The sequence below is a fragment of the Deltaproteobacteria bacterium genome (assembly GCA_016875395.1).
Lineage (GTDB): Bacteria > Myxococcota_A > UBA9160 > UBA9160 > UBA6930 > VGRF01.
Genome location: VGRF01000031.1, coordinates 25,543 through 51,254, shown reverse-complemented (window position 1 = coordinate 51,254; position 25,712 = coordinate 25,543). Strand labels below are relative to the sequence as shown.

The 25,712-nt window shown below is 69.9% G+C and carries 29 protein-coding genes; 11 read left to right on the top strand and 18 right to left on the bottom strand.

Features of this window, described 5'->3' with window-relative positions; genetic code table 11:
- The 3 genes from FJ091_18870 to FJ091_18860 all read right to left on the bottom strand — a co-directional run.
- A partial coding sequence (locus FJ091_18870; GenBank protein MBM4385422.1) for a Fic family protein occupies window positions 1-808 on the bottom strand: 808 nt, incomplete at its 3' end.
- A gap of 193 nt (window positions 809-1,001) precedes the next feature.
- Entirely contained in the window at window positions 1,002-1,877 is an 876-nt protein-coding gene (locus tag FJ091_18865; protein ID MBM4385421.1) for a site-specific integrase, read from the bottom strand.
- Window positions 1,874-2,095, bottom strand: a complete 222-nt coding sequence (locus tag FJ091_18860; GenBank protein MBM4385420.1) for a DUF4102 domain-containing protein — start codon at window positions 2,093-2,095, stop codon at window positions 1,874-1,876. Before FJ091_18860 ends, FJ091_18865 begins: the two co-directional genes overlap by 4 nt.
- Before the next feature lie 502 nt (window positions 2,096-2,597).
- Here FJ091_18860 and FJ091_18855 point away from each other — a divergent pair.
- The 3 genes from FJ091_18855 (at window position 2,598) to FJ091_18845 (ending at window position 6,081) form a co-directional block, all read left to right on the top strand.
- Window positions 2,598-3,674: an NAD-dependent epimerase/dehydratase family protein gene (locus FJ091_18855; GenBank protein ID MBM4385419.1), complete on the top strand. Its 1,077-nt coding sequence runs from the start codon at window positions 2,598-2,600 to the stop codon at window positions 3,672-3,674.
- Between the two features lie 115 nt (window positions 3,675-3,789).
- Window positions 3,790-5,214 carry a cryptochrome/photolyase family protein gene (locus tag FJ091_18850; protein MBM4385418.1) on the top strand — a complete coding sequence of 475 codons (1,425 nt, stop codon included), beginning with the start codon at window positions 3,790-3,792 and terminating at the stop codon, window positions 5,212-5,214.
- A 105-nt stretch (window positions 5,215-5,319) separates the two neighbouring features.
- Window positions 5,320-6,081 (top strand): SDR family oxidoreductase, encoded by a 762-nt coding sequence (locus FJ091_18845; GenBank protein MBM4385417.1) that lies wholly within the window; start codon window positions 5,320-5,322, stop codon window positions 6,079-6,081.
- A gap of 55 nt (window positions 6,082-6,136) precedes the next feature.
- On the opposite strand, the gene yghU is transcribed toward FJ091_18845, so the two are convergent.
- Both yghU and FJ091_18835 read right to left on the bottom strand, forming a co-directional pair.
- Complete coding sequence (yghU, locus tag FJ091_18840; protein ID MBM4385416.1) at window positions 6,137-6,979, bottom strand: glutathione-dependent disulfide-bond oxidoreductase; 843 nt, start codon at window positions 6,977-6,979, stop codon at window positions 6,137-6,139.
- Between the two features lie 52 nt (window positions 6,980-7,031).
- Window positions 7,032-7,487, bottom strand: coding sequence for a GNAT family N-acetyltransferase (locus FJ091_18835; GenBank protein ID MBM4385415.1), 456 nt, complete (start codon window positions 7,485-7,487; stop codon window positions 7,032-7,034).
- Window positions 7,488-7,641: 154 nt separating this feature from the next.
- Here FJ091_18835 and FJ091_18830 point away from each other — a divergent pair, with 154 nt between their 5' ends.
- Genes FJ091_18830 through FJ091_18820 form a run of 3 tightly spaced genes read left to right on the top strand, consistent with a single transcriptional unit; the run spans window position 7,642 to window position 10,300 of the window.
- Window positions 7,642-8,667: a hypothetical protein gene (locus FJ091_18830; protein MBM4385414.1), complete on the top strand. Its 1,026-nt coding sequence runs from the start codon at window positions 7,642-7,644 to the stop codon at window positions 8,665-8,667.
- 15 nt (window positions 8,668-8,682) lie between these two features.
- Window positions 8,683-9,030, top strand: coding sequence for an antibiotic biosynthesis monooxygenase (locus FJ091_18825; GenBank protein MBM4385413.1), 348 nt, complete (start codon window positions 8,683-8,685; stop codon window positions 9,028-9,030).
- A 40-nt stretch (window positions 9,031-9,070) separates the two neighbouring features.
- Window positions 9,071-10,300, top strand: coding sequence for an amidohydrolase family protein (locus FJ091_18820; GenBank protein ID MBM4385412.1), 1,230 nt, complete (start codon window positions 9,071-9,073; stop codon window positions 10,298-10,300).
- A 9-nt stretch (window positions 10,301-10,309) separates the two neighbouring features.
- Here the strand turns inward: FJ091_18820 and FJ091_18815 are convergent, their stop codons facing one another.
- The 12 genes from FJ091_18815 to FJ091_18760 all read right to left on the bottom strand — a co-directional run bounded on the left by FJ091_18815 (window position 10,310) and on the right by FJ091_18760 (window position 20,801).
- A complete protein-coding gene (locus FJ091_18815) occupies window positions 10,310-10,678 on the bottom strand; it encodes a VOC family protein (protein ID MBM4385411.1) in 369 nt (122 codons plus the stop codon).
- 100 nt (window positions 10,679-10,778) lie between these two features.
- On the bottom strand, window positions 10,779-11,897 hold the full coding sequence (locus tag FJ091_18810) for a DUF1295 domain-containing protein (GenBank protein MBM4385410.1): 1,119 nt from the start codon (window positions 11,895-11,897) through the stop codon (window positions 10,779-10,781).
- Window positions 11,897-12,658, bottom strand: coding sequence for a VOC family protein (locus FJ091_18805; protein MBM4385409.1), 762 nt, complete (start codon window positions 12,656-12,658; stop codon window positions 11,897-11,899). The genes FJ091_18810 and FJ091_18805 overlap by 1 nt, the downstream gene beginning before the upstream one ends.
- Window positions 12,655-13,446 (bottom strand): enoyl-CoA hydratase/isomerase family protein, encoded by a 792-nt coding sequence (locus FJ091_18800; GenBank protein ID MBM4385408.1) that lies wholly within the window; start codon window positions 13,444-13,446, stop codon window positions 12,655-12,657. Before FJ091_18800 ends, FJ091_18805 begins: the two co-directional genes overlap by 4 nt.
- Complete coding sequence (locus tag FJ091_18795; protein MBM4385407.1) at window positions 13,446-14,249, bottom strand: enoyl-CoA hydratase/isomerase family protein; 804 nt, start codon at window positions 14,247-14,249, stop codon at window positions 13,446-13,448. The genes FJ091_18800 and FJ091_18795 overlap by 1 nt, the downstream gene beginning before the upstream one ends.
- Before the next feature lie 9 nt (window positions 14,250-14,258).
- Window positions 14,259-15,134, bottom strand: a complete 876-nt coding sequence (locus FJ091_18790) for an alpha/beta hydrolase (GenBank protein MBM4385406.1) — start codon at window positions 15,132-15,134, stop codon at window positions 14,259-14,261.
- 16 nt (window positions 15,135-15,150) lie between these two features.
- The gene (locus FJ091_18785) at window positions 15,151-16,350 is read right to left on the bottom strand and encodes a cytochrome P450 (GenBank protein ID MBM4385405.1); all 1,200 of its coding nucleotides are present in this window, start codon (window positions 16,348-16,350) and stop codon (window positions 15,151-15,153) included.
- Complete coding sequence (locus FJ091_18780) at window positions 16,347-17,159, bottom strand: SDR family oxidoreductase (protein ID MBM4385404.1); 813 nt, start codon at window positions 17,157-17,159, stop codon at window positions 16,347-16,349. Before FJ091_18780 ends, FJ091_18785 begins: the two co-directional genes overlap by 4 nt.
- Window positions 17,160-17,167: 8 nt before the next feature.
- Window positions 17,168-18,355, bottom strand: a complete 1,188-nt coding sequence (locus FJ091_18775) for a cytochrome P450 (GenBank protein MBM4385403.1) — start codon at window positions 18,353-18,355, stop codon at window positions 17,168-17,170.
- A complete protein-coding gene (locus tag FJ091_18770; protein MBM4385402.1) occupies window positions 18,352-19,086 on the bottom strand; it encodes an SDR family oxidoreductase in 735 nt (244 codons plus the stop codon). The genes FJ091_18775 and FJ091_18770 overlap by 4 nt, the downstream gene beginning before the upstream one ends.
- A gap of 17 nt (window positions 19,087-19,103) precedes the next feature.
- Window positions 19,104-19,724 carry an SDR family oxidoreductase gene (locus FJ091_18765; protein ID MBM4385401.1) on the bottom strand — a complete coding sequence of 207 codons (621 nt, stop codon included), beginning with the start codon at window positions 19,722-19,724 and terminating at the stop codon, window positions 19,104-19,106.
- Between the two features lie 36 nt (window positions 19,725-19,760).
- Window positions 19,761-20,801 (bottom strand): DUF1298 domain-containing protein, encoded by a 1,041-nt coding sequence (locus FJ091_18760; protein MBM4385400.1) that lies wholly within the window; start codon window positions 20,799-20,801, stop codon window positions 19,761-19,763.
- A 669-nt stretch (window positions 20,802-21,470) separates the two neighbouring features.
- On the opposite strand from FJ091_18760, the gene FJ091_18755 reads away from it, so the two are divergent.
- From FJ091_18755 to FJ091_18745, 3 genes are all read left to right on the top strand, one after another.
- Window positions 21,471-21,785, top strand: coding sequence for an RNA-binding protein (locus tag FJ091_18755; GenBank protein ID MBM4385399.1), 315 nt, complete (start codon window positions 21,471-21,473; stop codon window positions 21,783-21,785).
- 65 nt (window positions 21,786-21,850) lie between these two features.
- The gene (locus FJ091_18750; GenBank protein ID MBM4385398.1) at window positions 21,851-22,042 is read left to right on the top strand and encodes a hypothetical protein; all 192 of its coding nucleotides are present in this window, start codon (window positions 21,851-21,853) and stop codon (window positions 22,040-22,042) included.
- Complete coding sequence (locus FJ091_18745; GenBank protein MBM4385397.1) at window positions 22,042-22,491, top strand: hypothetical protein; 450 nt, start codon at window positions 22,042-22,044, stop codon at window positions 22,489-22,491. The genes FJ091_18750 and FJ091_18745 overlap by 1 nt, the downstream gene beginning before the upstream one ends.
- A gap of 8 nt (window positions 22,492-22,499) precedes the next feature.
- On the opposite strand, the gene FJ091_18740 is transcribed toward FJ091_18745, so the two are convergent.
- A complete protein-coding gene (locus FJ091_18740; protein ID MBM4385396.1) occupies window positions 22,500-23,414 on the bottom strand; it encodes a hypothetical protein in 915 nt (304 codons plus the stop codon).
- A 65-nt stretch (window positions 23,415-23,479) separates the two neighbouring features.
- Between FJ091_18740 and FJ091_18735 the strand changes: the two genes are divergently transcribed.
- Window positions 23,480-24,607: a beta-lactamase family protein gene (locus FJ091_18735; protein ID MBM4385395.1), complete on the top strand. Its 1,128-nt coding sequence runs from the start codon at window positions 23,480-23,482 to the stop codon at window positions 24,605-24,607.
- Window positions 24,598-25,443, top strand: coding sequence for an arylamine N-acetyltransferase (locus FJ091_18730; protein ID MBM4385394.1), 846 nt, complete (start codon window positions 24,598-24,600; stop codon window positions 25,441-25,443). The genes FJ091_18735 and FJ091_18730 overlap by 10 nt, the downstream gene beginning before the upstream one ends.
- Window positions 25,444-25,712: the final 269 nt, after the last annotated feature.

Sequence of the window (25,712 nt, the reverse complement as noted above, 5' to 3'; positions counted from 1 at the left end):
CACCGTCCGTTCGCACGCGCTGAAGGTGCTCGTAGTACGCCGCGCGGTGTTTCTTCAGGTAGAGGCTGACGTAGAGAAGCGGCTCGCTGAGCACGCCGTCGTGGTGCAGGAGCAGCGTGATCAGGAGTCGCCCGACTCTGCCGTTGCCGTCGAGAAACGGGTGGATCGTCTCGAACTGCGCGTGAGCGAGCGCTGCCTTCAGCAGCACCGGCACGCGCACCGGGTCGTCGTACAGGAAGCGCTCGAGCTCCGCCATGCACGCCTCGAAACGATCGGGCGGCGGCGGCACGTAGGTCGCGTTGCCGGGCAGCGTTCCGCCGATCCAGTTCTGCGAGCGGCGGAACTCACCCGGCTGCTTGTCCGCACCTCGGCCCTTGGCGAGGAGCACGCCGTGGATTTCTCGCAGCAATCGGTTCGAGAGCGGGAAGCCCTCGCGCAGCCGCTTGATCCCGTGCTCGAGCGCGGCGACATAGCTCGAAACCTCGACCACGTCGTCGAGCGGCACGCCAGGCGCTTCATCGATCTCGAACAGAAGGAGGTCCGACAGCGACGACTGCGTGCCCTCGATCTGCGAGGAGAGCACGGCCTCCTTGCGGACGTACGCGTAGAGAAAGAGCGCGGGGTCCGGCAGCAGCGCGCTCACGCTGTCGAGGCGACCGAGCGCGACGAGTGCGCTGTCGAGGACAGCCTGGAGACTCGCGTCGACTTCGAGCGGCGGAACCGGAGGGAGCGCCCTGGGAACGAATGCGCGGACGACCTCGTCGCCAGTCCGGGTCACGGCCCATTCTCCGGTGGCGCCGCGGAGCATCCCGGCCTCCTTGTGAAGAGATCTTTCGATCGGCCCGGCGCTATTTAAGCAGGAGGTCGATCTCTTAAATAGAGCGATGCCTAATTTAACCCTGCGGGGAACGGCTTCCGCGGGAAGCCCTCACGGTGCATCCGGTCCGCCGCAGTTCGCTGAAACGCACCACTTCGGCGGATCGGGTGCACCAGCGCCGGCTTCAGCTCCTGCTTAGAACCACCCGCAGCGCCGGCCTCGCCTTCAGCGCGTCCGCGAGCCGCGCGCTCATGAGGTCCGCGGCCTCGCGCTTCGCGTCGTCGAACAGGAACGCATAGCGCTTCGTCGTCGCGGCCTGCGTGTGGCCGAGAATCTGGCCGACGGTTTCGAGGCTGAGCCCGACCGAAGCGCCCGCGCTCGCCGCCGTGCGCCTCAGATCGTGCAGGCGAACATCCTCGATCTCGGCGTGCTTGCGAATCCGCCGCCACGCCTTGTTGAGGTTCACGAGCGCCGCGCGCGGATCGCGGCCCGGAATCACCCAAGGCGAAGTCGTGCGCTCGATGTTCTTCAGCACGACCTGCGCGGCGCGACCGACCGGAATCTCCTTCGCGCCGGCCTTCGAGTCGGGCAGGCTCAGCACCCAGCGCTCACGGTCGACGTGCTCCCAACGCAGGTTGAGAATCTCGCCGCAGCGCGCGCCGGTGAGGAGCAGCAGGCGAATCGCGTCGAGCGCGGGCTTATCCGCGAGACCGAGCGCCTCGCCGTGCTCTAGCGCATGGCCGAGACGCGCGAGCTCGTCGCCCGAGAGGAAGCGGCGCCGGCGCGACTCCGGGTAGTGGCGGATGTGACGGCACGGGTTCGTGTGATCCGGCCGGATTCCCCACAGCTCGGCGAGATTCATCATCTTCGAGAGCAGCGCGACGACCCGGTTCCCGGTTGTCGGCTTGTCGCGCAGTTCGTGATGGAGGCGCGCGACATCGGGGCGCGCGATAGCCGCGAGCGGCAGCGCGCCGAGCCTCGGGAGGATGTAGAGGCGCAGCGTGAGCTCATCCGAGCGCGCGGACGACGCCTTCTTCTTCACGAGCGCGTGCTCGCTCATGTAGCGCTCAGCGAACTGCAAGAGCGTGAGGACTTCTCCTGCGCCTTCCTCTCCGCCGCGGGGTCGGCACCGCCGGCGATCTGCCCAAGCACCTGGCGCGCCAGCTTCCGTGCCGCGTCGGGCGTGAGCGCGCCGTGCCGGCCGAGCGCGTGACGCCGCGTGCGCCCGTGCGCGTTTCGGTACTGCACGATGTACGTGCACACGCCCGAGGGCTTCACGCGCACTCCGAAGCCCGCGAGCGCGTCGTCTTAGATGAACTGCTCACGCTCACTCGGCTGGATCGCATCGATCACGCGCTTCGTGAGAGTCGCCACGCGGTTCCTCGCGTTCCGGCTTCAGCAGCCGCGTTCTCCATAACAACTCTCGCGACCGCGAGCGCCGGGGAAGCACGGGGGAAGCAGTTGGAAGCGAAATCGAGGCTATCACCGCGCATGCCGTCGGAGCGGGAGATTCACGGCTTCAGCAGAGAATTCGCGCACTTGGAGCAACGGGCCGCAGTCCGTCGCAGCACATCGCAACCCGCCTAACAACTTTCGTAATCAGCAGGTCGCCGGTTCGAATCCGGCCATCGGCTCCAGGCGCACGTGAGTGGACTGGCTCTCGCTGCGCTGCTGAGCGACGGCGTCGACTTCGTGCTGCTGGGCCGCGCCGCGGGTGACCGTGCAGTGCGGCGTCCGCAACGCGCTACACAGCCCCGCGCCTGCGCGCAGGAGCAACGCAATGCCGCACGCCTTCGCCATCTCGCCCGCGCACGGCCCCCTCGCAGTCACGGGCGCGAGCGGGTACATCGGCTCGTGGATCGTGCGCGACCTCGTGGAGCAAGGCTACGCGGTGCGCGCGTGCGTGCGGGACCCGTCGAGCGCCCCGAAGACGGCGCATCTGCTCGCGCTGAACGAGATGAACCTGCGCGGCAGCGTTTCGCTCCACGCGGGCGATCTCTTCTCGCGCGGCAGCTACGACGCGGCGTTCGCCGGCTGCGGCGCCGTGATCCACGCAGGCGCCGCCGTCGGCTTCAACCGCGAGACGCCGCAACAAGTCTACGACGGCTGCTTCACCGAGAACGCGCACGTGCTCGAGTCGGTCGCGCGCGCCGGCACGGTGCGGCGCTTCGTGTTCACGAGCTCGTTCGCCGCGGTCGGGCACCCGCGACCCGAGGGCTACGTGTTCACCGAGAAGGATTGGTGCGGAGACAACCCCGACGGATATCGCGGCGCGTGGACGGCGGAGAGCATCCCGAAGAGCCGCGACATCGCGTACGCGATGGCGAAAGCAAACACCGAGCGGATGATCTACGACGCCGCGCGCGCGAGCGGGCGCTTCGAAGCGATGGCGATCCTGCCGCTGCACGTGCTCGGTCCCCTGATGAGCGCGAACCACGACCAGCCGTGGAGCTGGCAGAACTGCGTGCGCTTCATGCTGCAAGGCAGCCCGTTCAAGGCGAAGAAGGGCGGGCGCATGCTGTGGAACGTGGTGGACGTGCGCGACGTCGCACGCGCGCATCGCCTCGCCGCGGAGAGCACCGTCTCCCGCAACGGCTCGCGATACATCCTCTCCGCCGCGGATCGCTCGGGCGAGCTGTTCACGTGGCAGCTGCAAGCGAAGCTGCGCGCACTCTTCCCCGCGCTCAAGGAGATTGGCGGCGAGGAGATGACGGACGACGAGCCCACGCAAAAGACGTACGACTCGCCCCGCGCCTATTGCGTCCTCGCGAAGCAAGAGCTCGGCCTCGCGCCGCGCGGCGTCGACGAGACGCTGCGGGCGACGGGCGACTCGTACGCCGCGCTCGGGTTGCTGTGATTCCCTGCGCATCAGCGCGCGCCTCGAACCCGCGGCGCTGCGGTCGCCCGTCGAACGCAGGCTGCGCCCGCGCCGGCGCCTCGCCTTGAGCGGCGCTCGCAGGCGCCGCGCCGTCGTGGCGAAGCGCGAGACGGTTTGGGTGTTCGGCGACCAACTGAATCGCGCGATCGGCGCGCTGGCGACGGCGGCGCCCGCAACGCATCGCGTGTTGCTGGTGACCGCGGCCAGCAAGATCGCTTCTCGTCCGTGGCACCCGGCGCGCGTCGCGCTGATCACGCGCGCCATCGCGGATTTCGTCGCCGATCTGCGCGCCGATGGCTTCGAGGTCGACCACCAGTTGGCGCCCAGCTTTCGGGCCGGCGTCGAGGCGCACCGCGCCGCGCACTCCCCGAGCCGGATCGTGGTGACCGAACCGAACTCGTTGAGCGCGCGGCGGCTCGTCGCCGACCTCGGTTGCGACTCGGTGCGGAGCAACCAGTTCCTCTGCCACCCCGACGACTTCCAGAGCTGGGCGAGCACGCGCAAGTCCTTCCGGATGGAGGACTTCTATCGCTGGCAGCGACGGCGACTCGGCTACCTCATGGACGGCGACGAGCCTGCCGGCGGCGAGTGGAACTACGACGAACAGAACCGCGAGCGACCCCCCAAGGACGGTCACGGCCGCTGGCCCACGCCCGCCAATGCGTGGGCGACCACGCGCAAGGCGGCGCTGGAGCGGCTCGAGTTCTTCGTCACTCGCGCATTGCCGATGTTCGGGCCGCACGAAGACGCGATGCTCGCGAAGAACTGGCATCTCGCGCACTCGGTGCTGTCGCCGTATCTCAATCTGGGGTTGTTATTGCCCGGCGAAGTCTGCGACCGCGTGGAGAAGGAGTTCCGCGCCGGTCGCGTGCCGATCAACTCCGCAGAGGGCTTCATCCGCCAAGTGATCGGCTGGCGCGAGTACGTGTGGAATCTCTACTGGCGCTGGATGCCCGATTACGCGTCGCTCAACGCGCTCGATGCCGACCTCGACTTGCCTCCGCTCTTCACAGGCGCAGCTCAAACGTCGATGCGCTGCGTCGGCGGCGTGCTGCGCGACCTGCAGACCCGCGGCTGGGTTCATCACATTCCGCGGCTCATGGTGCTCGGCAACCTGGCGCTGATCGCGGGCGTCGACCCGCAGCAGTTCACGCGCTGGATGTGGGACTCGTTCGTCGACTCCGCGGAGTGGGTGATGGTGCCGAACGTGATCGGCATGTCCCTGCACGCCGACGGCGGCAAGATGGCCTCGAAGCCGTACGCCGCTGGCGGCGCGTACATCGATCGCATGAGCGACTACTGCGCGGGCTGCGCGTTCGATCGCAGCAAGCGAGTCGGCGAGGACGCGTGCCCGTTCACCACGCTGTACTGGGACTTCCTGCTCCGCCACGCCGATCGCTTCGTGAAGAATCCGCGCATGTCCACGCAGGTGCGCTCGGCGCAGAAGCTGCGGGATGCGAAGGCGGTGCGGGAGCGTGCCCGTGAAGTGGTCGCGAGGCTGCGGCTGGGTCAGTTGTAGGCCGCAGCCCGCGAAGCCGACGCGCGCCTGCGGAGTGAGTTTCGGGCAGACGGCTTCGGCGCGCGGGCGGGCGGCTGCGTCGCTTCAGATCGAAGGAGTCGGTACATGAGCGCTGCAGACGCACGCATCGCGATGGTTCAGGGCGCGAGCCGCGGCATCGGCCTCGCGCTCGTCGAGACGCTGCTCGAGGCGAGCGACGTCCAGCGCGTGTTCGCGACCAGCCGCAATCCGGTGCACAGCGAGGGCCTCGCTGCACTTCGCGCGCGGCACGGCGACCGCTTGGTCTGCGAGCCGCTCGACGTCACCGCCGAGGACTCGATCCGCGCGGCGGCTCGCCAGATCGGCGAGCGGACTCCGCGCCTGCATTGGCTCTTCAACTGCGCGGGCGTCCTTCACGACGCCCCCGTGCGGCCCGAGAAGCGCCTCGAGGACGTCGACCCAGCGCACCTCGCGCGCGCGTTCGCCGTGAACGCGTTCGGTCCGCTGCTGGTCGCGAAGCACTTTCTCGCGCTGCTCGCGCACGGCGAGCGGTCGGTGCTCGCCAATCTCTCTGCGCGGGTCGGAAGCATCGAGGACAATCGGCTCGGCGGCTGGTACGCGTACCGCGCTTCGAAGGCGGCGCAGAACATGTTCACGCGCACGCTCGCCATCGAGACGCGGCGCCGCGCACCTCGGCTGATCTGTGTCGCGCTGCACCCCGGAACCGTCGCGACGAATCTCTCGGCGCCGTACCGCGCCGGCATCGATCCCGATCGCGTGTTCCCGCCGCGCAAGGCGGCGTCGCAGCTCTGGAGCGTGGTGCAATCGCTCGAGCCGGAAGACAGCGGAAGATTCCTCGATTGGGCCGGCAAGCCGATCGCGTGGTGATCCTGCTGCCGGTCGAACGAGAGAGAACGGAGAGCAGCTCTTCCAGTCGCCCCGCCTACTCCAGCTTCGCCTCGAAGTCCTTCGCGTCGTGCCTCTCCGGGAGCGCGTCATTCCCCCACGAGCGATTCACGCGCTGCCCGCGCAGCACCGCGGGGCGCTTCGCGATCGCCGCGGTCCAGCGCTGCACGTGCTTGTACGACTCGACGTCGAGGAACTCGCCCGCGTTGTACAGCAAGCCCTTCGCGAGCGCGCCGTACCACGGCCAGATCGCGATGTCGGCGATCGTGTACTCGGGGCCCGCGATGTACTCGCTCTCGGCGAGGCGCCGGTCGAGCACGTCGAGCTGCCGCTTGGTCTCCATCGTGAAGCGGTCGATCGCGTACTCGATCTTCATCGGCGCGTAGGCATAGAAGTGGCCGAAGCCGCCGCCGAGATACGGCGCTGAGCCCATTTGCCAGAACAGCCACGAGTAACACTCGGCGCGCTTCGAGAGCTCGCGCGGCACGAGCGCGCCGAACTTCTCGGCGAGGTAGAGCACGATCGCGGCGGACTCGAACACGCGCACCGGCTGCGCGCCGCTGCGATCGAGCAGCGCGGGAATCTTCGAGTTCGGGTTCACCGCGACGAATCCGCTGCCGAACTGGTTGCCCTCGCCGATGTTGATCAGCCACGCGTCGTACTCGGCGCCCGCGTGCCCGAGCGCGAGCAACTCCTCGAGCATCACGGTGACCTTCACGCCGTTCGGCGTCCCCAATGAGTAGAGCTGCAGCGGGTGCTTCCCGACCGGCAACACTTTCTCGTGTGTCGCACCGGCGATCGGGCGGTTGATCTTCGCGAAGCGCCCGCCGTCCTTGTCGGTGTTCCAGGTCCAGACGCGCGGCGGGGTGTACTCGGTCATCGCCATCTCCTCGGAGTTCGCGAGACGATGCGACAGCCGCGGCGCGTTGTCCTCAGAGCTCGAGGTGCATGAAGACGTTGAACGCGCTCGCCTCGTAGTCGCCGAACTTCTCGCCGAATGCGAAGCCGCGGCGGCGGTAGAGCGCGAGCGCGGGCTCGAACGCGGGGCCGGTGCCGGTCTCGAGGCTCACGCGCCGGTAGCCGCGCTCGCGTGCGAGCGCGATCAGGTGCTCGAGGATGCGCGCGGCCACGCCGCGGCGCAGATGCGCGGGATGCGTGCGCATCGACTTCAGCTCGCCGTGCGCCGACGCCAGCTCCTTGAGCGCACCCATCCCGACCAGCGCGGCGTCTTCCCATGCCGCGAAGAAGCTCACGTCCGGCGACTTCAGCCCCGACAAGTCGAGCGCGTAGACGCTCCCGGGCGGCGAGCTCTCGTGCATGCCCGCGAGATGCAGCCGTAACAACTCGAGCACGCGCGGATCGTCGAAGTCGCCCGGTGTGATGCGCATGGGCGCGAGTCTCGCACCCGACTGCGCAGAGCGTGAGCGCGGGGTTCGGCGTGAGCGCGCCTGCGAGCGCACAGCCGGGCCTCGCACTGCGCAGTTGCCCGCGTGCGGCGTACTTCTGCATGCTCGCGCTTCCCCCGCCGAACCGAGGCCGCGCATGTGCGTCTCCCACGACGTCAGCGATCGCACGCAAACCGCAGATCCGCGGGCGGGATACCGCCTGGTGGAGGGCTGGCCGCACTACCCGCCCGGCATGCACTTCGAGATGGGCTCGGGCGTGGCCGTCGACGCGGCGGGCGTGATCTACCTCTTCACGCGCGACATCGAGCACTGGGCCGCACATCCCCTCGCGATGAAGGAAAAAATGGGGAAGAGCAGCGTCTCGATGTTCGACCGCGCGGGGAACTACCTCGGCAAGTGGGGCAAGTCCGACGAGCGCGGCTTCGCCCTCGGCGCGCACACGATCTACATCGAGCGCGACGGCAACTTCTGGACCACCGACCGCGACGGCCACTGCGTGCGCAAGTACACCCCCGCCGGCGATGTGTTGTTGGAGCTCGGCACGTTCGGGAAGTGGGGCGAGGACGACAAGCACTTCAACGGCCCCACCGCCGTGCTCGTGCAGGCGAACGGGAACATCGTCGTCGCCGATGGCTATTGGAACTCGCGGCTCGTGTGGTTCACGCCGAAGGGCGAGTTCATCAAGCAGGTGGGCGGCTGGGGTCGCGGACCGGCGCAGTTCCACACGCCCCACGCCATCACACAGGACTCGCGCGGGAACATCCTCGTCGCGGATCTCTGCGGCGGGAACTTCCACGACTACATGACGGTGAAGGGCCAGCTCGCCGAGCACCGCAGCGTGGTGCCGCCCGGCAGCAAGCACCGCATCCAGCGCCTCGATCCCGAGGGCAAGTACCTCGGCGAGTGGACGCACATCACGCCGCTCAGCCTCGCGACGTACGGGAAGCGCATCTACGCGAGCGACAAGGCGAGCCACCTCGCGATCCTCGACGAAGAGACGGGCGAGGTCGTGCAGCGCGTCGAGAATCTCGCGATCTACATCCACCAGCTCGCGATGGATGCGCATGGCGATCTCTACACCGCCACCGTCTACCCCGAGCACGCCGGCGCGAAGCGCGGACCCGAGGGCCCGTGCCATCGCCGCTGGACCCGATCCCCGTAACAACTAGGAGCACTCGTGATCATCGTCGTCGCCGCACTTCGTTTCGCCACCCAGGCCGATCGCGACCGCGCCGTCGCGCTGACCGCGCCCGTGCAGCTCGCCACGCGCCAAGAGGAGAAGGGCTGTCGCGACTACTGCTTCGCTGCCGATCCGTCGGTGCCGACGCGCATCCAGGTCTACGAGCTGTGGGACGACGGCGACAGCCTCGCCGCGCACTTCAAGCACCCGAACTACGCGAAGATGGTCGAGGTGCTCGGCAGCGCAGGCATTCTCGAGAGCATCAACCAGGCGTATCTCGTCGAGCGTGGCGAGCCGGTGTACGGCCCGAATGGCGAGAAGAAGACGAAGTTCTTCGCAGACTGAGCAGGCGAGGCGACGCGACGCCTGACAACGGAGCCTCGGCATGAGCGCACGCGACATCGTCCTCTCACACGCCAAGCTGTTCACCGCGCTGGACGAGCGCGCGATCCCGGACGGCGCGGTGTGGATCTCGGGCAACACGATCCGCTACGCGGGCGCGCAGAGCGGGCTCCCGGCCGTGCCGCCGAATGCGGAGCAGGTCGACGTGCGCGGGCAGTTCGTGATGCCCGGCATGACCGAGACGCACGCGCACCTCTCCTTCGCCGATGCGAGCCCGTTCGCGCTCGGACAGACGCCCGTGGAGGAGTCGACGATCACCGCCGTGCGCAACGCGGGCCTGATGCTCGGCGCGGGCTTCACCTCCGCGGTGAGCTTCGGCTCGACCTACGCCATCGACGTCGCTCTGCGCGACGCGATCAACGCGGGCCGCATCGAGGGCCCGCGCCTGCTCGCCGCGGGCCGCGATCTGGGCGCGACCGCGAGCAACGTCGATAACAAGGGCGGTCTCAGCCAAATCGCCGACGGCCCGTGGGCGCTGCGCCAAGCCGTCCGCGAGCAGCGCCGCGCGCGCGTCGACATCGTGAAGATCTTCATCGACGGCGAGGCGATCAATCCCACCTGCCCGCCCGGCGAGCTCTCGTTCTGCGACGAGGAAGTCGCTGCGATCGTCGACGAGGCGCACCGGCGCCGCATGCGCGTCGCGTGCCACGCGCGCTCGGCCGCGGCGGTGAAGCAAGCCGTGCGCGCTGGCGTCGACCTGATCGGCCACGCGAACTATCTCGACGACGAAGCGGTGGAGCTGCTCGCGGCGAATCGCGAGCGCGTGTTCGTGGGCCCCGCGATCGCATGGGAGGTGCAGTACCTCGCGCAGCACGAGAGCCTCGGCGTCTCGAAGGAGACGATTCGCGCGCAGGGCTACGCGGCTGAAGTCGAGGCGACGATCGCGACCGTGGCGAAGCTGCGTCGCGCCGAAGTGCGGCTCGTGGTCGGCGGTGATTATGGAATCAGCATCGCGCCGCACGGCACCTACGCCCGCGACCTCGAGTACTTCGTCGAGCTGTTCTCGATGAGACCCTCCGAGGCGCTGCTGTGCGCGACGCGCAACGGCGGCCTCGCCTTCGATCCGCGCGGCCGCGTCGGCACGCTCGCGCCCGGCTCATTCGCGGATCTCGTCGTCGTCGACGGCGATCCGCTCGCAGACGTGCGCGTCCTGCAAGAGCGCTCGCGGCTGCGCGTGATGAAGGACGGACGCTGGGCGGGAGCGCGGAACTAGCGCGCGGGCCTACGGCGCCTCACCCGGCGCGCACAGCTCGAGCGCGTGGCCGTCGGGGTCCGCGAAGTACACCGATTGCGCAGGCATCCAGGCGTGGAAGTGCGGCCCGCTCGCTGCGACGCCGCGGGTCTTCAGCTCTTGCGCGAGCGCCCCAATCACGTCGCGCGCGACCGTGAACGCGAAGTGCAGCGGCGCGAACTCCGCCGGGGTCTCCTGCAACACGATCATTCCCCCGCTGCCGCCGATGCGCAGAAACACCCAGGGCCGCCGCTCGTCGCGCAGGCCCACCTCGAAGCCGAGCACCTCGCGGTAGAACTTCTCCGCGCGCGGCAGGTCTCGCACCGGAATCGCGATCTCGTACACCCTGTCGATCTGCATGGGATTCTCCTTCGCGAGGAAGGATGTCGAGGCAGGACGAGTCGTCACCCCGAAGGTTGGTTTACCGACCAGCGGCTGTCAGAGCGTCACGCGATGCGCGTCAGTAGATCCCCGGAATCACGCGCCACGTCGCGATCTGCCCGTACTCCGTCCACAGCGCCCCGTACTTCTCGCGGCAGCGCTTGTCGTCGCGGTGCGCGCGGTGCGTGAGCAGCGCCAGCAGCGCGAGCGGCAGCAAGAACGGCCCCGGCGAGGAGAGGCCCGCGCACAGCGCGAACGAGACATACACGAGGATCTCGCCCGTGTAGTTGATCTTGCGCCCGATTCCCCAATAACCACTCGCGAGCAGCTTCCCGCCCACGACGCGCGGCGGCCTCCCCCAAATCGGCGCGCTCGGGTTCTGCTTGAAGCGCTCCTTCTGCCAGTTCGACTGGCGGAACACCATGAGCGCCGCGAAGTGGAACGCGACGAGAGCGACGAGCGCGCCGGTTCCGAACGGCGCGGTCGCGTCGACCATCCACCACGCGGGCAGCGAGTACAGGAACGGCACGTACGTGAGGTCACCCCACACGAGCATGAAGCCGAAGTTCTCGGCCATCACGTCCCAGGTGGAGAGCATGAACTCTTCTTTCACGTAGTGGCTGAACACGTAGGTGAACCAGAAGAAGCACAGGCACAGCATCTGCGGCGTGACGACGCCGTGACGCTCCCACTGCGCGAACGCGAACGACACGCTCATCGCGTACGCGCCGATCAGCGAGGGGTGATAGAAGAACATCTTCAGGTCGACGCCGAACCACTCGGGGTTGCACTCGTTGCCGAACCAGAACGTCTTCACGCTCTCGGGCAGCGGGAGCGTGGTGCTCTCGGGGCTGCGGCAGACGGGCCCCGCGCGGCGCCCCCACGCGAGCAGCGCGAGCGTGATGAGCGTCGACGACGCGAGCGCGACCACGAGCAGCGGCCAGAAGTGGCGCGCGATCGGCGCCAGCGACACGTCGAACCCGAGCACCGCGACCGCGGCGACGATGTGGCTCAGGAAGAACAGCGTCATGCCCGTCAGCGTGTAGGGCTTCCGCGTGCCGTCGGGCTGCGGGTAGCCCATGCGCTCGATGCCGGGCAAAAAGCGCGCGCCGAGGAACATCGCGAGCACGAAGCCCCAGAACATCAGTGCTGCGGTCGCGAGCGTCTCGGTTGTTATGGGGAGCGCGAGCGGTTCCATCACACCAGCCGCACGCGCATCCCGCAGATGCCGATCACGTCGCCGTCGCCGAGCACGCCGCGGTCGCGCGCCGCGACGAGCACGCGCGCGCGATCCGCGGCGATCAGGTCGATGCCGCCGAGACCCTCGCCGCGGCCATCGGCGTCGCGCACGAAGCGGATCGTGCCGTTCGCGAGCGTGAGTGTGGGCACGCCGGCCTCGCTTGTTACGGGCAGCTCGAGGATCTCGCTCCAGCGCGCCGCGAGCTTCGCGGGCTCGGGGCCCTGCACTTCCGCCCCGGCGATGCCGAACACGCGCTCGGTGCGCACCGCGTCTCGCCAGCGCTTGCCCGCCGGAGACCACGGCCCGTACGGCGGCGTGCTGCCGCGATGGCAGTCGACTTCGAGGAACGAGCCCCCGGTATCGCGCGGATGAAACTGCATGCACGAGTAGGCGTGCTCGTCGAACTCGAGCACCTTGCGAAGCGCGAGATCGGCGGCGCGCTTCTTCACGGGCGCGTGATCGCTGCACTGCAGGATCACCATGTAGCCGCCGTCGCCGCGCCGCCGCTCGAGGTAGCGGCCCGCCGTGGTGCCGTCCTTCACCGGCGCCACGATCTCGATGAACTGCCCGCCGACGGGAAGCAGCGCGTTGTGCAAGCCGAACTGGCCGACGCCGGGATCGACGAAGCCGACCTCGAGTCCGAGCACCGCGCGGAAGTCTTCCACCACCTTGTCGCGGTCGTGTGCGACGAGCGCGATCTGCCGAACCCAGAGCGTCATGACTTGCCTCCTCGCGTGAAGTCGGGCTTACGCTTCTCGAGGAACGCGCGGAACGCCTCCTTCGAGTCGGGGCCCGACATGATCTGTTGGTGCCGCCGCGATTCGAGCCGCAGATAGTCCGCGAGCCCGAGCTTCTCCGCATCGACGAAGTTCGCCTTCATGCCGCGCAGCGCCGCCGGCGACGCGCTCGCGAGCTCGCCTGCGATCGCCGCGACCTCGCTGCGGAAGCTCGCGTCGGGGAACACGCGCGCCACGAGCCCGATGCGGAGCGCTTCCGCCGCAGGGAACTTGTTGGGTAGGAAGTACAGCTCGCGCGCCTTCGCGGCGCCGACGATGCGCGGCAGCGACCACGGCCCCGCCATGTCGCCCGCGGAGGCAACCCGCAGGAACGCGCTGTTCAGCGTCGCCGACTCCGCCGCCACGCGCAGATCGCACGCGCACGCCCAGCCGAAGCCTGCCCCTGCGCAGGCGCCGTTGATCGCGGCGAGGGTCACCTGCGGCATCTCGTGCATCAGCAGCGCCGCCTCGAAGTCGGTTTCGCCGATCGCTTCGTCGTGGGCTGCCTCCCCCGACGTGAAGTGATTCAGGTCCGCGCCGGGGCAGAAGCCGCGGCCTGCGCCCGTCAGCACGAGCACGCGCACGCTCGCGTCGCGCGCGATCTCGCGCAGCGCCGCGGTCGTCTCGCGCACCATGCGATTCGTCATCGCGTTGAGGCGCTCGGGGCGATTCAGCGTGAGCGTGCCGACGCCGTCCTTCGCTTCGAAAAGAATCGTCTCGTACGCGCCCATCACTTCTTCTCCGGAATCCGCGCAAACTTTGGCGGCCGCTTCTCGAGATACGACTGCGCGCCTTCGAGCGCGTCGGGGCGATCGAGCGCACGCCACTGCGCGGCGTCCGCATCGTGCAGCGCGGGCTCGACGCCCATCCCGAGATGGTCGTACACCAGCCGCTTCGTCTCGCGCAGCGAGCCGGGCGACACGTTCGCGGCGAGCTCGCGCACGAACGCCTGCGCGCGCTCGACCAGCTCCGCGGGCGGCGTCACGAACTCGACGAGCCCGATGCGCAGCGCCTCCTCCGCACTCACCTTGCGCGAGCTCCACAGCAGCTCGAGCGCGCGGCCCGCCCCTAACAAGCGCGGCAGAATCCAACTCGTCCCGTGCTCCGAGATCAGGCCACGCTTCGAAAAAACCGTGGTGAACGACGCCTCGGTCGAGGCGAAGCGCACGTCGCTCATGCACGCGAGCACGAAGCCGCCGCCCGCGGCGGGGCCGTTCACCGCCGCGATCACCGGCTTCGGCACGCGCAGCAGGTAGCTCACGAGCCCCGGCAGCTCGCCCTCGGCGACGCTCGTGCGCGCGGCGCTGCCCTGCGACGACGTCGCCGCGAGCACGCTCGCATCGAGCCCCGCGCAGAAGCCGCGGCCGTTGCCCGTGATCACGATGCCGACCACGCGCGGGTCGGCCGCCGCGTCGTCCACCGCGGCGCGCAGCGCGCGCAGCATCGGGTAGGTGAGCGCGTTCAGCTTGTCGGGGCGATTCAGGCGAATCGTCGCGACGGGATCGGCGACTTCGTAGAGGATCTCGTCGCTCATCCGCGCCTCCTATGGTCTCGCTGCACTCGCACGCATCCGCGCGAGCGAATCGAGCGCATCCTTGGCGCGGTCGCGCTTCACGAACGGCGTGACGAGAAAGCGCTCGACGACGGCGTTGAACGTCGCGGGATCGTCGTAGGGTACGAAGTGCGTCGCGTTCGGAAGAATCGCGAGCTGCGCGTTCGGGAGATGCTGAAAAATCTCGACCGTGTGCTCGTCGCGGATCAGATCGTGGTCGCCCGCGATCACGAGCGTCGGAGCCGCGATCGCGGCGAGTGCCGCCGGCGCGATGTTCGGCTCGCGGAAGACGAGCTCGAACGTCTTGCGCTCGCGGCGCTGCGCGGGCGTCGCATCGTCGCCTTCAGGAATGCTCGCGAGCGCCGGCTCGAAAGCGGCAATCGTCTCGGGATGGACCGCTTGCGTGGTCGGGTTCAGGTTCGCAGCCATCGCGACGAGCTTCCGCACCTTCGCCGGGTGGCGAATGCCGAGCAGCAGCGCCTCGATTCCACCATCGCTCCAGCCGACGACGTCTACCGGACCTGTGCCGAGGTGATCGATCAGTGCCGCGAGGTCGTCGGCCATCCTCTCGTACGTGATCGGATCCGCGCTGTCGCTCGAGCGGCCGTGATCGCGGCTGTCCATCGCGATCACTCGGCGCGAGCGCTGGAAGTGGGCGATCTGCGCCGCGACGTCGGCGATGCTGCCGCCATTGCCGTGCACGATCAGCAGCGGCTCGCCGGATCCGTAAGTCTCGAAGTAGAGCGTCACGCCCTCGTGCACGAAGGTGGCGGCGGCAGCGGGGTTCGATCCGTACTGGGCGGGCGGCTCCGCAATGGCAGTGCTCGTAACCAGGAGTCCGCACACCAGCGCAACGAGCCCTCGCATCACCACTCCTTCGCCCTCAGTCGATCGCGACCTCGAGACTCTCCGGTCCGTACTCGAGGAACATTGGCACGAGCGCGCGCGTGAAGCCCTTTGCCATCCGCAGCGCCCTCGGCGCGAACTTCTCGATCACGAGCTCCAGCACCACGCGCGCTTCAATGCGCGCGATCTGGTTGCCGAGGCACAAATGCGGGCCGGGGCCGAACGTGAGGATCTCCGGGGCGCGCTTCCAGTCGCGCTCGAGCCAGAACTCGTCCGCGCGCTCCCACACCGTCTCGTCGCGATTGCCCGACGCGATGCCCATGATGATGCGTTCGCCCGCGCGCACCGGCACGCGGGCGATCTCGTGATCGATGCGCGCCGTGCGGAAGAGAAAGAGCACCGGCGCGTCGAAGCGCAGCGACTCTTCGACCGCGGAAGTGATTAGGCTCGGCTGCGCGCGCAAGCGGCGCTCGAGCTCGACGTCGCTCGCGAAGCGGTAGAGCAAGTTGCCCACGAGGTTCGCGGTGCTCTGGCTCGCGAGCAGGCAGTTCGCGCACAGCGTGCGGATCTGCAGCGAGGAGAGCTTGCGTCCGTCGACTTCGGCGCGCGTCATGCGGGTGATCAGATCGTCGGGTGGGTTCGAGCTCTCGCGGCGTCGCTCGATCTGCTCGTCGAGGAACTGCGCGAGCTCCGGGAACGCGCCGCCGAGGCCTTCGCCGCGCTCGGTGCGATTCAGCTGCGGCCACGTCGAGTGCAGCAGCTCGAAGCCCCACTGCCCCACGCGCTCGATGTGCTCGGTCGGGATGCCGAGCATGTGCGCCGTCACCGCGGGCGGGAGATGAATCCCGAGCTCGGAGACGAGATCGCCGCCGCCCTTCGCCGCGATCGCGTCGAGCTTGCGCGACGCCCACGCGCGCGTGAACGGCTCCGCTGCGCGCTCCATGCCAGGGCGAAACGCCTGCATCATCAGCATGCGCAGCTTCGGGTGTTCCGGCGGATCGAGCTCGCCGAGGAAGCTCTCTTCGTATGGCAGCACGACGCCAGGCCCGCGAAATCCCTCGCGCGCGGAGTACGTCACGGTGTCGCGGAACACCGCCCTCACGTCGTGGTAGCGCGCGACGAACACGAAGCCGGGAATCGGCCGCGTGACCGGCGCCTCCCGCCGCATGCGCGCGAGGCGATCCCACATGTGCTGCGTCTGCTTCGGGTCGAAGGGATCGAACGCGAAGTCGCTCACGGCTCCTTCTCCGCGAGGCCGCGCACTTCGGCGACGGTCGGGTGGTGCGCGAGCAACCCGCCGTCGACCGAGATCACTTGCCCCGTAATGAACGCGGCGTCGTCGGATGCGAGGAACACGACAGCGTTCGCGATGTCATCGGGCGAGCCGAGGCGCGGCGTCAGGTGGTGGCGCTCGTACAGCGCGATCTGCTCGGGCGCCACGTTCTGGCGCAACGCGGGCGTCTCGATCACGCCGGGCGCAATCGCGTTGCAGCGAATGCCGCGCTTGCCGTACTGCGTCGCGACCGACTGGGTGAGCACCGCGAGGCCCGCCTTCGAGACGCCGTAGGCCGTGCGCACGAGGTCCCCCGTGAGGCCCGACGCGGACGACGTGTTCACGATCGCGCCGCGGCCGCGCGCGAGCAGCGCGGGGATCGCGTGCTTGCAACCGAGAAACGGGCCACGCAGGTTCACAGCGAGCGTGCGCTCCCAGATCGCGAGGTCGAGCTGCGCGACTTCGCCGTCGCCGCCCATTACCGCCCAGTCGGTCGCAGCGGCGTTGTTGTGGAGGATGTCGAGACCGCCGAACGCCGCGACGGCTGCCGCCACCATCGCCGCGACCGAGGCTTCGTCCGCAACGTCGGCAACGCGCGCGCGCGCAGCGCCGCCCGCAGCGCGCACCTCCGCCGCGACCTCCTCCGCGCGCTCGCGCGAGATGTCGGCGACGAGCACCGCGGCGCCTTCGCGCGCGAGCGCGAGCGCAGTCGCACGCCCGATGCCCGAGCCGCCGCCCGTCACGATCGCGACGCGGTTCTCGAGTCTGCGCATGCCGCCCCCTAACGACTCACGCCCACGACGACGGGCGCATGCGCCACGCCGCGCGTCGGCACGAGCTGATTGCGCACGATGCCGCGCTCCTCGACGGCGAACTCCCCGAGCGCGCTCAGCAGTTCCTGCAGTGCCACGCGCACTTCGAGCCGCGCCGCGGAGGCGCCGAGGCAGGTGTGAATGCCGTGACCGAACGCCCAGTGGAAGCGACTCGGGCGATCGAAGTCGAGCGTGTCGGGGTTCTCGAAGACCGCCTCGTCGTGATTCGCCGAGCCATAGAGCAGCAGCACCTGATCGCCCTCTGGAATCGTCACGCCCGCGATCTCGATGTCGCGCGTCGCAGTCCGCGCGAGGCCCTGCACCGGCGAGATGAAGCGCAACAACTCGTCGACCGCGCTCGTCCAGAGAGCGGGATTCGCTGCGAGCTTGCTGAGCTGCGCGGGATTTCGCGCCAGCGCGATCACCGCGTTCGCGATCATGTTCATCGTCGTGTTCTGCGCCGCGTCGTGAAGCAGCGAACAGAACCCCCCGATCTCTGCGTCCGTGAGCGCCGCGCCGCGCACCTCGGTGTGGAGGATCTGCGAGATCAAGTCCGCGCCCGGCCGCTTCCGGCGCTCCGCAACGAGCGCGCGCCAGTAGTCGGCCATCTCGGCGTAGGCCGCGAGCGCCGCGGCGCTCGTGAAATCCGCGCCCGCGAGCGTCGCGAGGTTCCACGCGAGAAAGCGCTCGCGCTCGCTGCGCGGCAGATCCATCAGCTCGCACATCGTGATCGTCGGGATCAGCTGCGCGAACTCGGTCGCCACGTCGAAGCGCCGCTTCTCGCGCAGCTCACGCGCAAGCGTGCGCGCGTACTCGCGCACGCCCGCCTCGAGCGACGCGACGCGCGCCGGCGCGAGCACGCGCGCGAGCAGCGCGCGCAGCTCGTCGTGCCGCGGCGGATCCATGTTGAAGATGTTCGGAGGGATCAGCGTGATGTCGGTGTCGACGAGTGTGCCGCGCGCCGACGAGAACGTGCGCCAATCCTCGAGCGCCGCGTTCACGTCCGCCGCGCGCGTGAGCATCCAGTAGTGCGGCCACACGCGCGGCTGCGCGTTCGCGCGCTTGTACGCGGGCGCCTCTCTGCGCAGCGCCTGATAAGCGGGATAAGGATCCTCGAACCAACGAGGGTCGAACGGGTCGAAGTCGATGGCGGTCATGTGACGGGGCAGCTCCCGCCGTCCGCCATCAGCGTGTGGCCGGTGACGTAGCGAGCGTCGTCCGAGAGGAGGAAGCGCGCGGCGGCGCCGACGTCGGCGATCTCGTCGCCGAGGGCGCCGAGCGGGTTTCGGCCCAGAACGCGCGCCTGCATCGCGGGATCGAGCGCGAAGGCGCGCTCCATCGCGGGGCTGTTCGCGAGCGGCGCGAGGCAGTTCACGCGAATTCCGTCGGCGCCCCACTCGCGCGCGAGCGCGCGTGCGAAGCCGCGCTGTGCAGCCTTCGCGGCGGCGTAGATCGGGAGCCGCGCCTTGCCCTCGAAGCCCGCCTCCGAGGTCAACAACAAGTAGGCGCCGCGGGCCGTACGCAGATGCGGATGCGCCGCGCGCGCGAGCCAGTACGCGCCGCGCAGCGAGACGGCGAGGTGATCGCGCACGTCGGCGAGCGAGACGTCGCGCAGCGTGGTCGGCTTCGGCGAGAGCGCGCTCGTCGCGTTGTGAGCGATCGCGTCGAGGCGTCCGTCGCGCGCGACGACTTCCGCGATCGCGCGCTCCACCGAGACTTCGTCCGCGACGTCGCACGCGACGAAGCGCCCGGCTCCGCCCGCGGCGTCGACCCCGCGCGCGACCGCTTCGCCCTCGGCGGCGCGCCGAGCCGCGATCCACACGTGCCAGCCTGCAGCACCGCACGCGAGCGCGATGCCGCGGCCGACGCCGCCGCTCGCGCCCGTCACCGCGACGACTCGCGCGCTCACCAAGTTCTCCCGCAATCCGCGGCGATGACTTGGCCCGTGACTCCGCTCGCGTCGTCCGCGAGCAGCATGCGCACCGCGCCCACGACCTCGCGCTCGAGCCTGCCGGGGAAGCTCGCGAGGGGCGGCGCAGGCGCGACGGGCGTTGCGGGCGCGAGCCGCGCGCTCGTCACCACAGCGTTCACGCGCACACCGCGAGCGCCCTCGGAGCGCGCAAGGGAGCGCACCAGCGCGCACGCGGCGTCGGCAGCCGCGCTCTCGGGTGCGAAGCCGGCGCAATCGAGCGGCGCCGGGCGGTCGATCACCGCGACGATCGCGCCGTCGTCCCAGCAGCGCGCCGCGGCGACGCCGAGCGCGAACACCCAGCGCGCGATCGGGTCCTCCGCGCGCGCGAGCCAGCTCGCGGGGTCGACCCCTAACAACGCGCGTGCGGAGATCTCGCGCCCGTGCATGAGCCCGACCGCGATGCGCGCGCACTTCGCGCCACCGGCTTCGCGCTCGCGCCAGGCTTCGAGCGCGTCCACCTCATCGGGCAGCGCGAGAAGTCCGGCGCCTAGCGTGCTCGCGAGCGCGCTCGCAGCGGGGCCACGAGTGCAGGCGATGAGCAGCGATTCGTGCATGGGCGCACGGTAGTGCGGCGCGCGCGGGCCGCGCGCTCACGCGCGCTTCGCCTCCAGCGGCGCCGCCGTCTTCTCGAGCTCGCGGAACGACTCCACCAGCGCGTCGCGCAGCGTGTCGAGGTCGGGCACCGCGCGCGCGCAGGCGACGAGCCCGAAGTCGAGCGCGTCCTCGACGCCCATCACGGTGATGTTCAGCGCGGCGCCATTGGTCACGATCGACATCGGGTACTCGGCGACCATGCGCGCGCCGCGCATGTAGGCCGGGTGCGGGATGCCGGGCACGTTCGAGATCACGACGTTGCAGAACGGCGCGCGCTCGGTGACGTGCAGCGCGAAGGCGAGCTGCACGAGCGCCGGAATCAGCGCCGCCGCGCCGGGCAGCGCGATGTCCTCGGGCGCGACTGCGCGCAGATCCTCCACGAGCGCCTTGGCGTCCTTCGCCGAGGCGTGCACGGCGTGGACCCGCTCGATCGGATCGGCGACGTCGGTCGCGAGCGACGTGAGCATCCCGAACACCTGATTGTTCGCGCTCGAGTCGCCCTTCGCGCGCATCGAGACCGGCGCAAACGCGATCAGCGGCTCCTCGGGCAGCTCGCGCTTCTCCTGCAAGTAGGCGCGCAGCGCGCCGCCGCAGACCGCCATCACCACGTCGTTCACGCTGACGCGCTCCGCCCGCGCGAGCGCACGCACGCGCGCGAGCGAGAGCGACGCGACCTCGAAGCGGCGCTGGTCTGAGACCGCGACGTTGAAGCGCGTGTGCGGCGTCGCCGGCCCGCCGCGGCGCTCCCACGCGCGCGCGCTCAGCTTCCACGCCGCGCGCGCGAGGTCGGGTAGCGCGCGCAGTGAGCGGCTCGGCTGCTCGCGCAGGTGCGCGAAGGCGTCCCGTACAACTGCACCGGCCCCGGCTCGCGCTCGTGCAGCTCGTGCGCGCGCGGCGGTGGCGGGGTCTCCGGCGTGCGGCTGAACAGCGTCTCGAACACCGCCTGCGCCGCCATGCCGTCGAGGCAGGCGTGGTGCGCCTTGCCGAACACGGCGACGCGCCCGCGCTCGAGGCCCTCGATCACCGTGTAGTCCCACAGCGGGCGCGAGCGATCGAGCAGCGGCGGATACAGCGCCTCGCACAGGCGCGTCAGCTGCGTGAGCGAGCCCGGAGGCGGCAGGCGATCGAGTCGAATGTGGCGCGCGAGCTCGACGTGGGAGTCCGCCACCCACACCGGATGATCGAGCCCGAGCGGGGTCTCGTGCAGGTGCTCGTGCAGATGCGGGAGCAGCGCCAGCCGCTCCCGCAGGTGCGTGCGGAAGCCGTTGAAGAAGTCGCCGCCGGCCGCGGCGGGCTCGAAGATCTGAAGCGCGGCGGCGTGCATCGGCGCCTCCGCTGTTTCCGCGTAGAGAAACGCCGCATCGAGCGCACGCAATCGCCTCATGGTCGCCTCGCAATGCGGCCGCTCGCGGGGACTTACGCCCCCTTTGGCCGCCTGCGTCAGGGTCGCAGCATCGAGCGTGCCAGCGCCGAGGGGCGCTTTGGAGAAGCAACGCCTAAGGTGCGCCGCGCGAGAGGCGTCCGCCGGCCCGCTGGCCTTGGCAACAGCCCGACCTGTTTTCCGTCGAATTCGCTCTCGCCCGACGAGTGACTGCCAAGGCCGTCGCCGCGGACCACACAGCGACGGAACCCTCGCGCGCGGACTGTCTGGGCGCGGGCCGGAGCGAATTGCGCGCAGCTTCAAGCTCGCGCGCAAAGGAGCCCGAATGGGCAAGAAGATCTACGTAGGCAACCTCCCCTTCACTTCCACCGAGGACGAGCTGCGCGCTCTGTTCACACGCCACGGCGGCGTCGACTCGGTGGCGGTCGTGACCGACCGCGAGACCGGCCGACCGCGCGGCTTCGCGTTCGTCGAGATGGCCGACGCGAACGCTGCGGCGGACGCGATCAAGGCGCTCGACGGCACGCAGCTCGGCGGCCGCGCCCTGCGCGTGAACGAAGCCCAGGACCGCCGCGCGGGCGGCGGCGGTGACCGCGGCTTCGGCGGCGGTGGCGGCGGCTTCCGCGGCGGCCGGCGCTAGCCCGCAACAAAGAGGCGCGGGCCCGTGCGAACGGGCCTGCGCTCTCTCGCTCTCGGAGATTCCCCTTGGCGAACACCGCACGCATGTCGATGCAGAAACGCGCTCGCGAGCAGAAGAAGGCCGAGAAGGCCGCGCTGAAGCGCGAGCAGAAGCGCGAAAAGAAGGACGAGCGCGCGAGCGAGGTCGCGAGCGCGGACGACCTCGCGGCATATGGCGCCGCGCCAGCTCCCTCCGACGCGCAGAAGCGCGGCGCCTGATGCGCTCGCAGCGCGCGCGTGTGTTCGTGAGCTACGACCGCGCGCACGACGGCGACCTGCGCGAACGCCTCGCCGCCGAAGCGCGCTCGGGCACGCTCTTCACGGTCGCGGCCTGCTCCGAGCTCGCGACGGAATCCGACGACGTAACGCTTCGCGAACGCATCGGCGGCGCGGACGCGGTGATCGTGATCTGCGGCGAGCACGCCGACGAGAGCCCCGCGATGTGCGCCGAGCTGCGCGTCGCGCGCGAAGAGCAGACGCCGCACCTGTTGTTGTGGGGACGCCGCGCGGCGATGTGCAAGAAGCCGATCGGCGCGCGCGCCGACGAAGGCATGTACGGCTGGACACCGGAGATCCTGCGCTCTCAGCTACACGCGCTGATGCGCGCGAAGCTCGACGTGCCCGCGCACCTGAAGCGCGCGGCGCCGCCGCCAAAGGCGAGCGAGTAGCGCCGCGACTACTTCGGTGCTGGCCCAGTTGCGGCTTCCGGAGCTGGCTTCGGCGCCTCCTCCGCGTCCTTCACGCGCACATCGAGCTCACGCCGCTCGCGATAGATGCGCTCGAGCTCGCGACGCCGCTTCATTTCGATGCGCAGCTCGCGCAGCGCCGTCTCTTCGGGAATCTCGCGCTTCGCGACCTCCTCCTGCGAGAGCTGGCACGCGCGAGCGAGGTAAGGACCACAGGCGGGGCTGCCGCAGCAGTAGTGCCGCAGATCCTCGAAGGTCTTGATCGGCGTCGCGACGGGCGCCTCGTTCCACACGCGTACGACTTCTGGATCCAGCTTCGCGGCGCGATGGAAGTTGCGCGCGGCGGATTCGAGGTTGCCGTCGCGCCAGCGCAGCAGGCAGTAGTTGAGCTCGACGATCGCGGGGTTCACGCCCATGCGTTCGCCGCGCGCGAGCCAGGTCTCCACTTCGCGCGCGTCGCGGCCCGCGTAGATCAGCGTCTCCGCGATGTTCGTGTACGCGATGCCGTCGGACGGCGACAGCGCGCGCGCGTTGTGCATGCTGTCGAGCGCATCGTCGATGCGGCCCTGATAGGCGCTCACGATGCCCATGAAGATGTGCGGGCTCGGATTGCGCGGCTCGACTCGCAGGCTCTCGATCCACTCGTTCATCGCGAGCTCGAGGTTGCGCTCGTAGGCGGGGAACTCGCGGCGATCGAGGGCAGCGCGCGCGAAGCGGTAGTAGGCGAGCGCGAGCTCGTCCCGGCGCTCGTGGCTGTTCGGGCGCTTGTCCCGCGCGCGCTCGAGCGCGGCGATGTCCGCGGCACTCACCGTCATCGGCACCGGCTCCTGGCGGGGAGCCGCGAGCAGGCCACCGCCGCTGATGACGACGATCGCGGCGAACAGCGAGCGCAAGCGAATTCTCATGGGCGACGCCTCGCGGAGTTGCGGCAGCGTAGTCTTCACATCTGCGCTGTTAAAGGAGACTTCTGATGACGACCTCGCGAGTCAACGGATTCACTGCCCCCGGCTTCGAGCGCGTGCGCGACGCCTTCACCGCGAACTTCGAGCAAGGCCGCGAGGTCGGCGCCTCGTACGCGGTGGTGCGCGACGGCGCGCTGGTCGTCGACCTGTACGGCGGCTTCCGAGATCGCGCGCGCACGAAGCCGTGGAGCGCGGACACGCTCGTGAACGTGTGGTCCACGACGAAGGGCCTCGCCTCGCTTTGCGTCGCGCTGCTGGTCGAGCGCGGCAAGCTCTCGTACGAGCAGACCGTCGCGAGCGTGTGGCCGGAGTTCGGGGCGAGCGGCAAAGGCGCGCTCACCGTGGCGCAGCTGCTGAGTCATCAGGGTGGCCTGTCGGGGCTGCGCGAGCCGATCGTCGCTCGCGACTACGCCGATCACGACAAGATCGCGCGCCTGCTCGCCGCGCAGGCGCCGTTCTTCTCGCCAGGCCAAAGCGGCTATCACGCGATCACGCACGGCTTCCTCACCGGCGAGCTCGTTCGGCGCACGATCGGCCTGACACTCGGCGAATTCTTCCGTCGCGAGATCGCCGAGCCGCTCGGCGCGGATGCGTGGATCGGGCTGCCGGAGTCCGAGAACGCGCGCGCCGCCGAGATCGTGCCGCCGGAGGGCGGAGCCAACATGCCGCTGCCCGAGCACCCCGCGGCGAAGGCGGCGCTCGGCAATCCGCCGCTCGATCCCGCGCTGCCGAACGAGCGCTGGTGGCGCGCGTGCGAGCTGCCGGCCGCGAATGGGCATACGAACGCGAAGGCGCTCGCCCGCATCTACGGAATGCTCGCGCGCGGCGGCGAGCAGGACGGCCGCCGCTACCTGTCGGCGGCGACACTCGCCGAAGCGCGGCGCGAGCGCGTCCAGGGCACCGACCTCGTGCTGCAAGTGCCGACGCCGTGGGCCGCGGGCTGGATGCTGAACGGCCTCGGCATCTACGGACCCAATGACTCGACGTTTGCGCACGCGGGATGGGGCGGCGCGTTCGGCGCCGCGGACCCCGACGCGAAGCTCGGCATCGGCTACGCGATGAACCAGATGTTCCCGAACCTGATGGGCGACCCGCGCTCCCTCACGCTGCTCGACGCGACCTACGCGTGCCTCTGAACGCCGCGCTGCTCGACGCCTACTTCGCGCGCATCGGCTACGGCGGCGCCGCCGCGCGCGACCTCGCGACGCTCGGCGCGATTCACCGCGCGCACATCCTCGCGATCCCGTACGAGACGCTCGAGATCCAGCTGGGCCGCAGCAACGTGATCGGCGAGGACGCGTTCTTCGACAAGCTCGTGCGCCGGCGCCGGGGCGGCTGGTGTTACGAGATGAACGGCCTGATGACGCGCATGTTCCGCGAGCTCGGCTTCGCGACGACGCGCGTCGGCGGCGCCGTCGCTCGCGAGCTGATCGGGGACGCGGCGGTCGGCAACCACATGGTCGGCCTCGTCGACCTCGAGCGGCGCTATGTCGTCGACGTGGGCCTCATGGACGGCCCGCTCGAGCCGTTCCCCCTCGAAGCGCGCACGTGGCGCGAGGGCCCGCTCGAGTTTCGCCTCGAACGCCTGGATGGCGCGTGGTGGCGCTTCCACAACCACGCCCACGGTCTCGCGCGCAGCTTCGACTTCACGGAGGAGCCGCGCGACCTCGCGTGGTACGAGCCGACCTGCCGCGCGCTCCAAACGGACGCCGCCTCGTTCTTCGTGCAGCTCTGCTTCGCGAGCCGCCGCACCACGGACGGCTTCCGCGCACTGCGCGACGCCACGCACTTCGACCTCCGCGATGGCGTGATGACGAAGCGCGAGCTCACGACCGCCGCCGACTACCGCCGCGAGCTCGCGCGCATCCTCGGCCACGATCTCGGCGACGAGCTCGACGCGCTCTGGCAACGCATCGAAGCGCGCGTCGCGGAGCGGGCGCGAAACGCCGACGCGGCGAGCGAGCGCGCATGACGCGGACAGCAGCGGGCGCCGCGCGCTCACATCGCCGCGGAGAGATGCACGTACGTCCCCGTTGCACGCGCCTCCTCGAAGCGCAGTGACGCGAGGGGGCCTCAACGGCCCCCGAGCGTCACCCAACCCAAGTAGAGCGTGTCCGGCCGACTCGGGTTCCCGGATGCGCGTCCGCTGTCGGCGGAGAGCGGGCCCACGCCGAGGAGGAACAGATGGCCGCCGCAGGCGTGGGCCCGCCGGAGCCGACAGCGGGCTCGATGCAACGACGC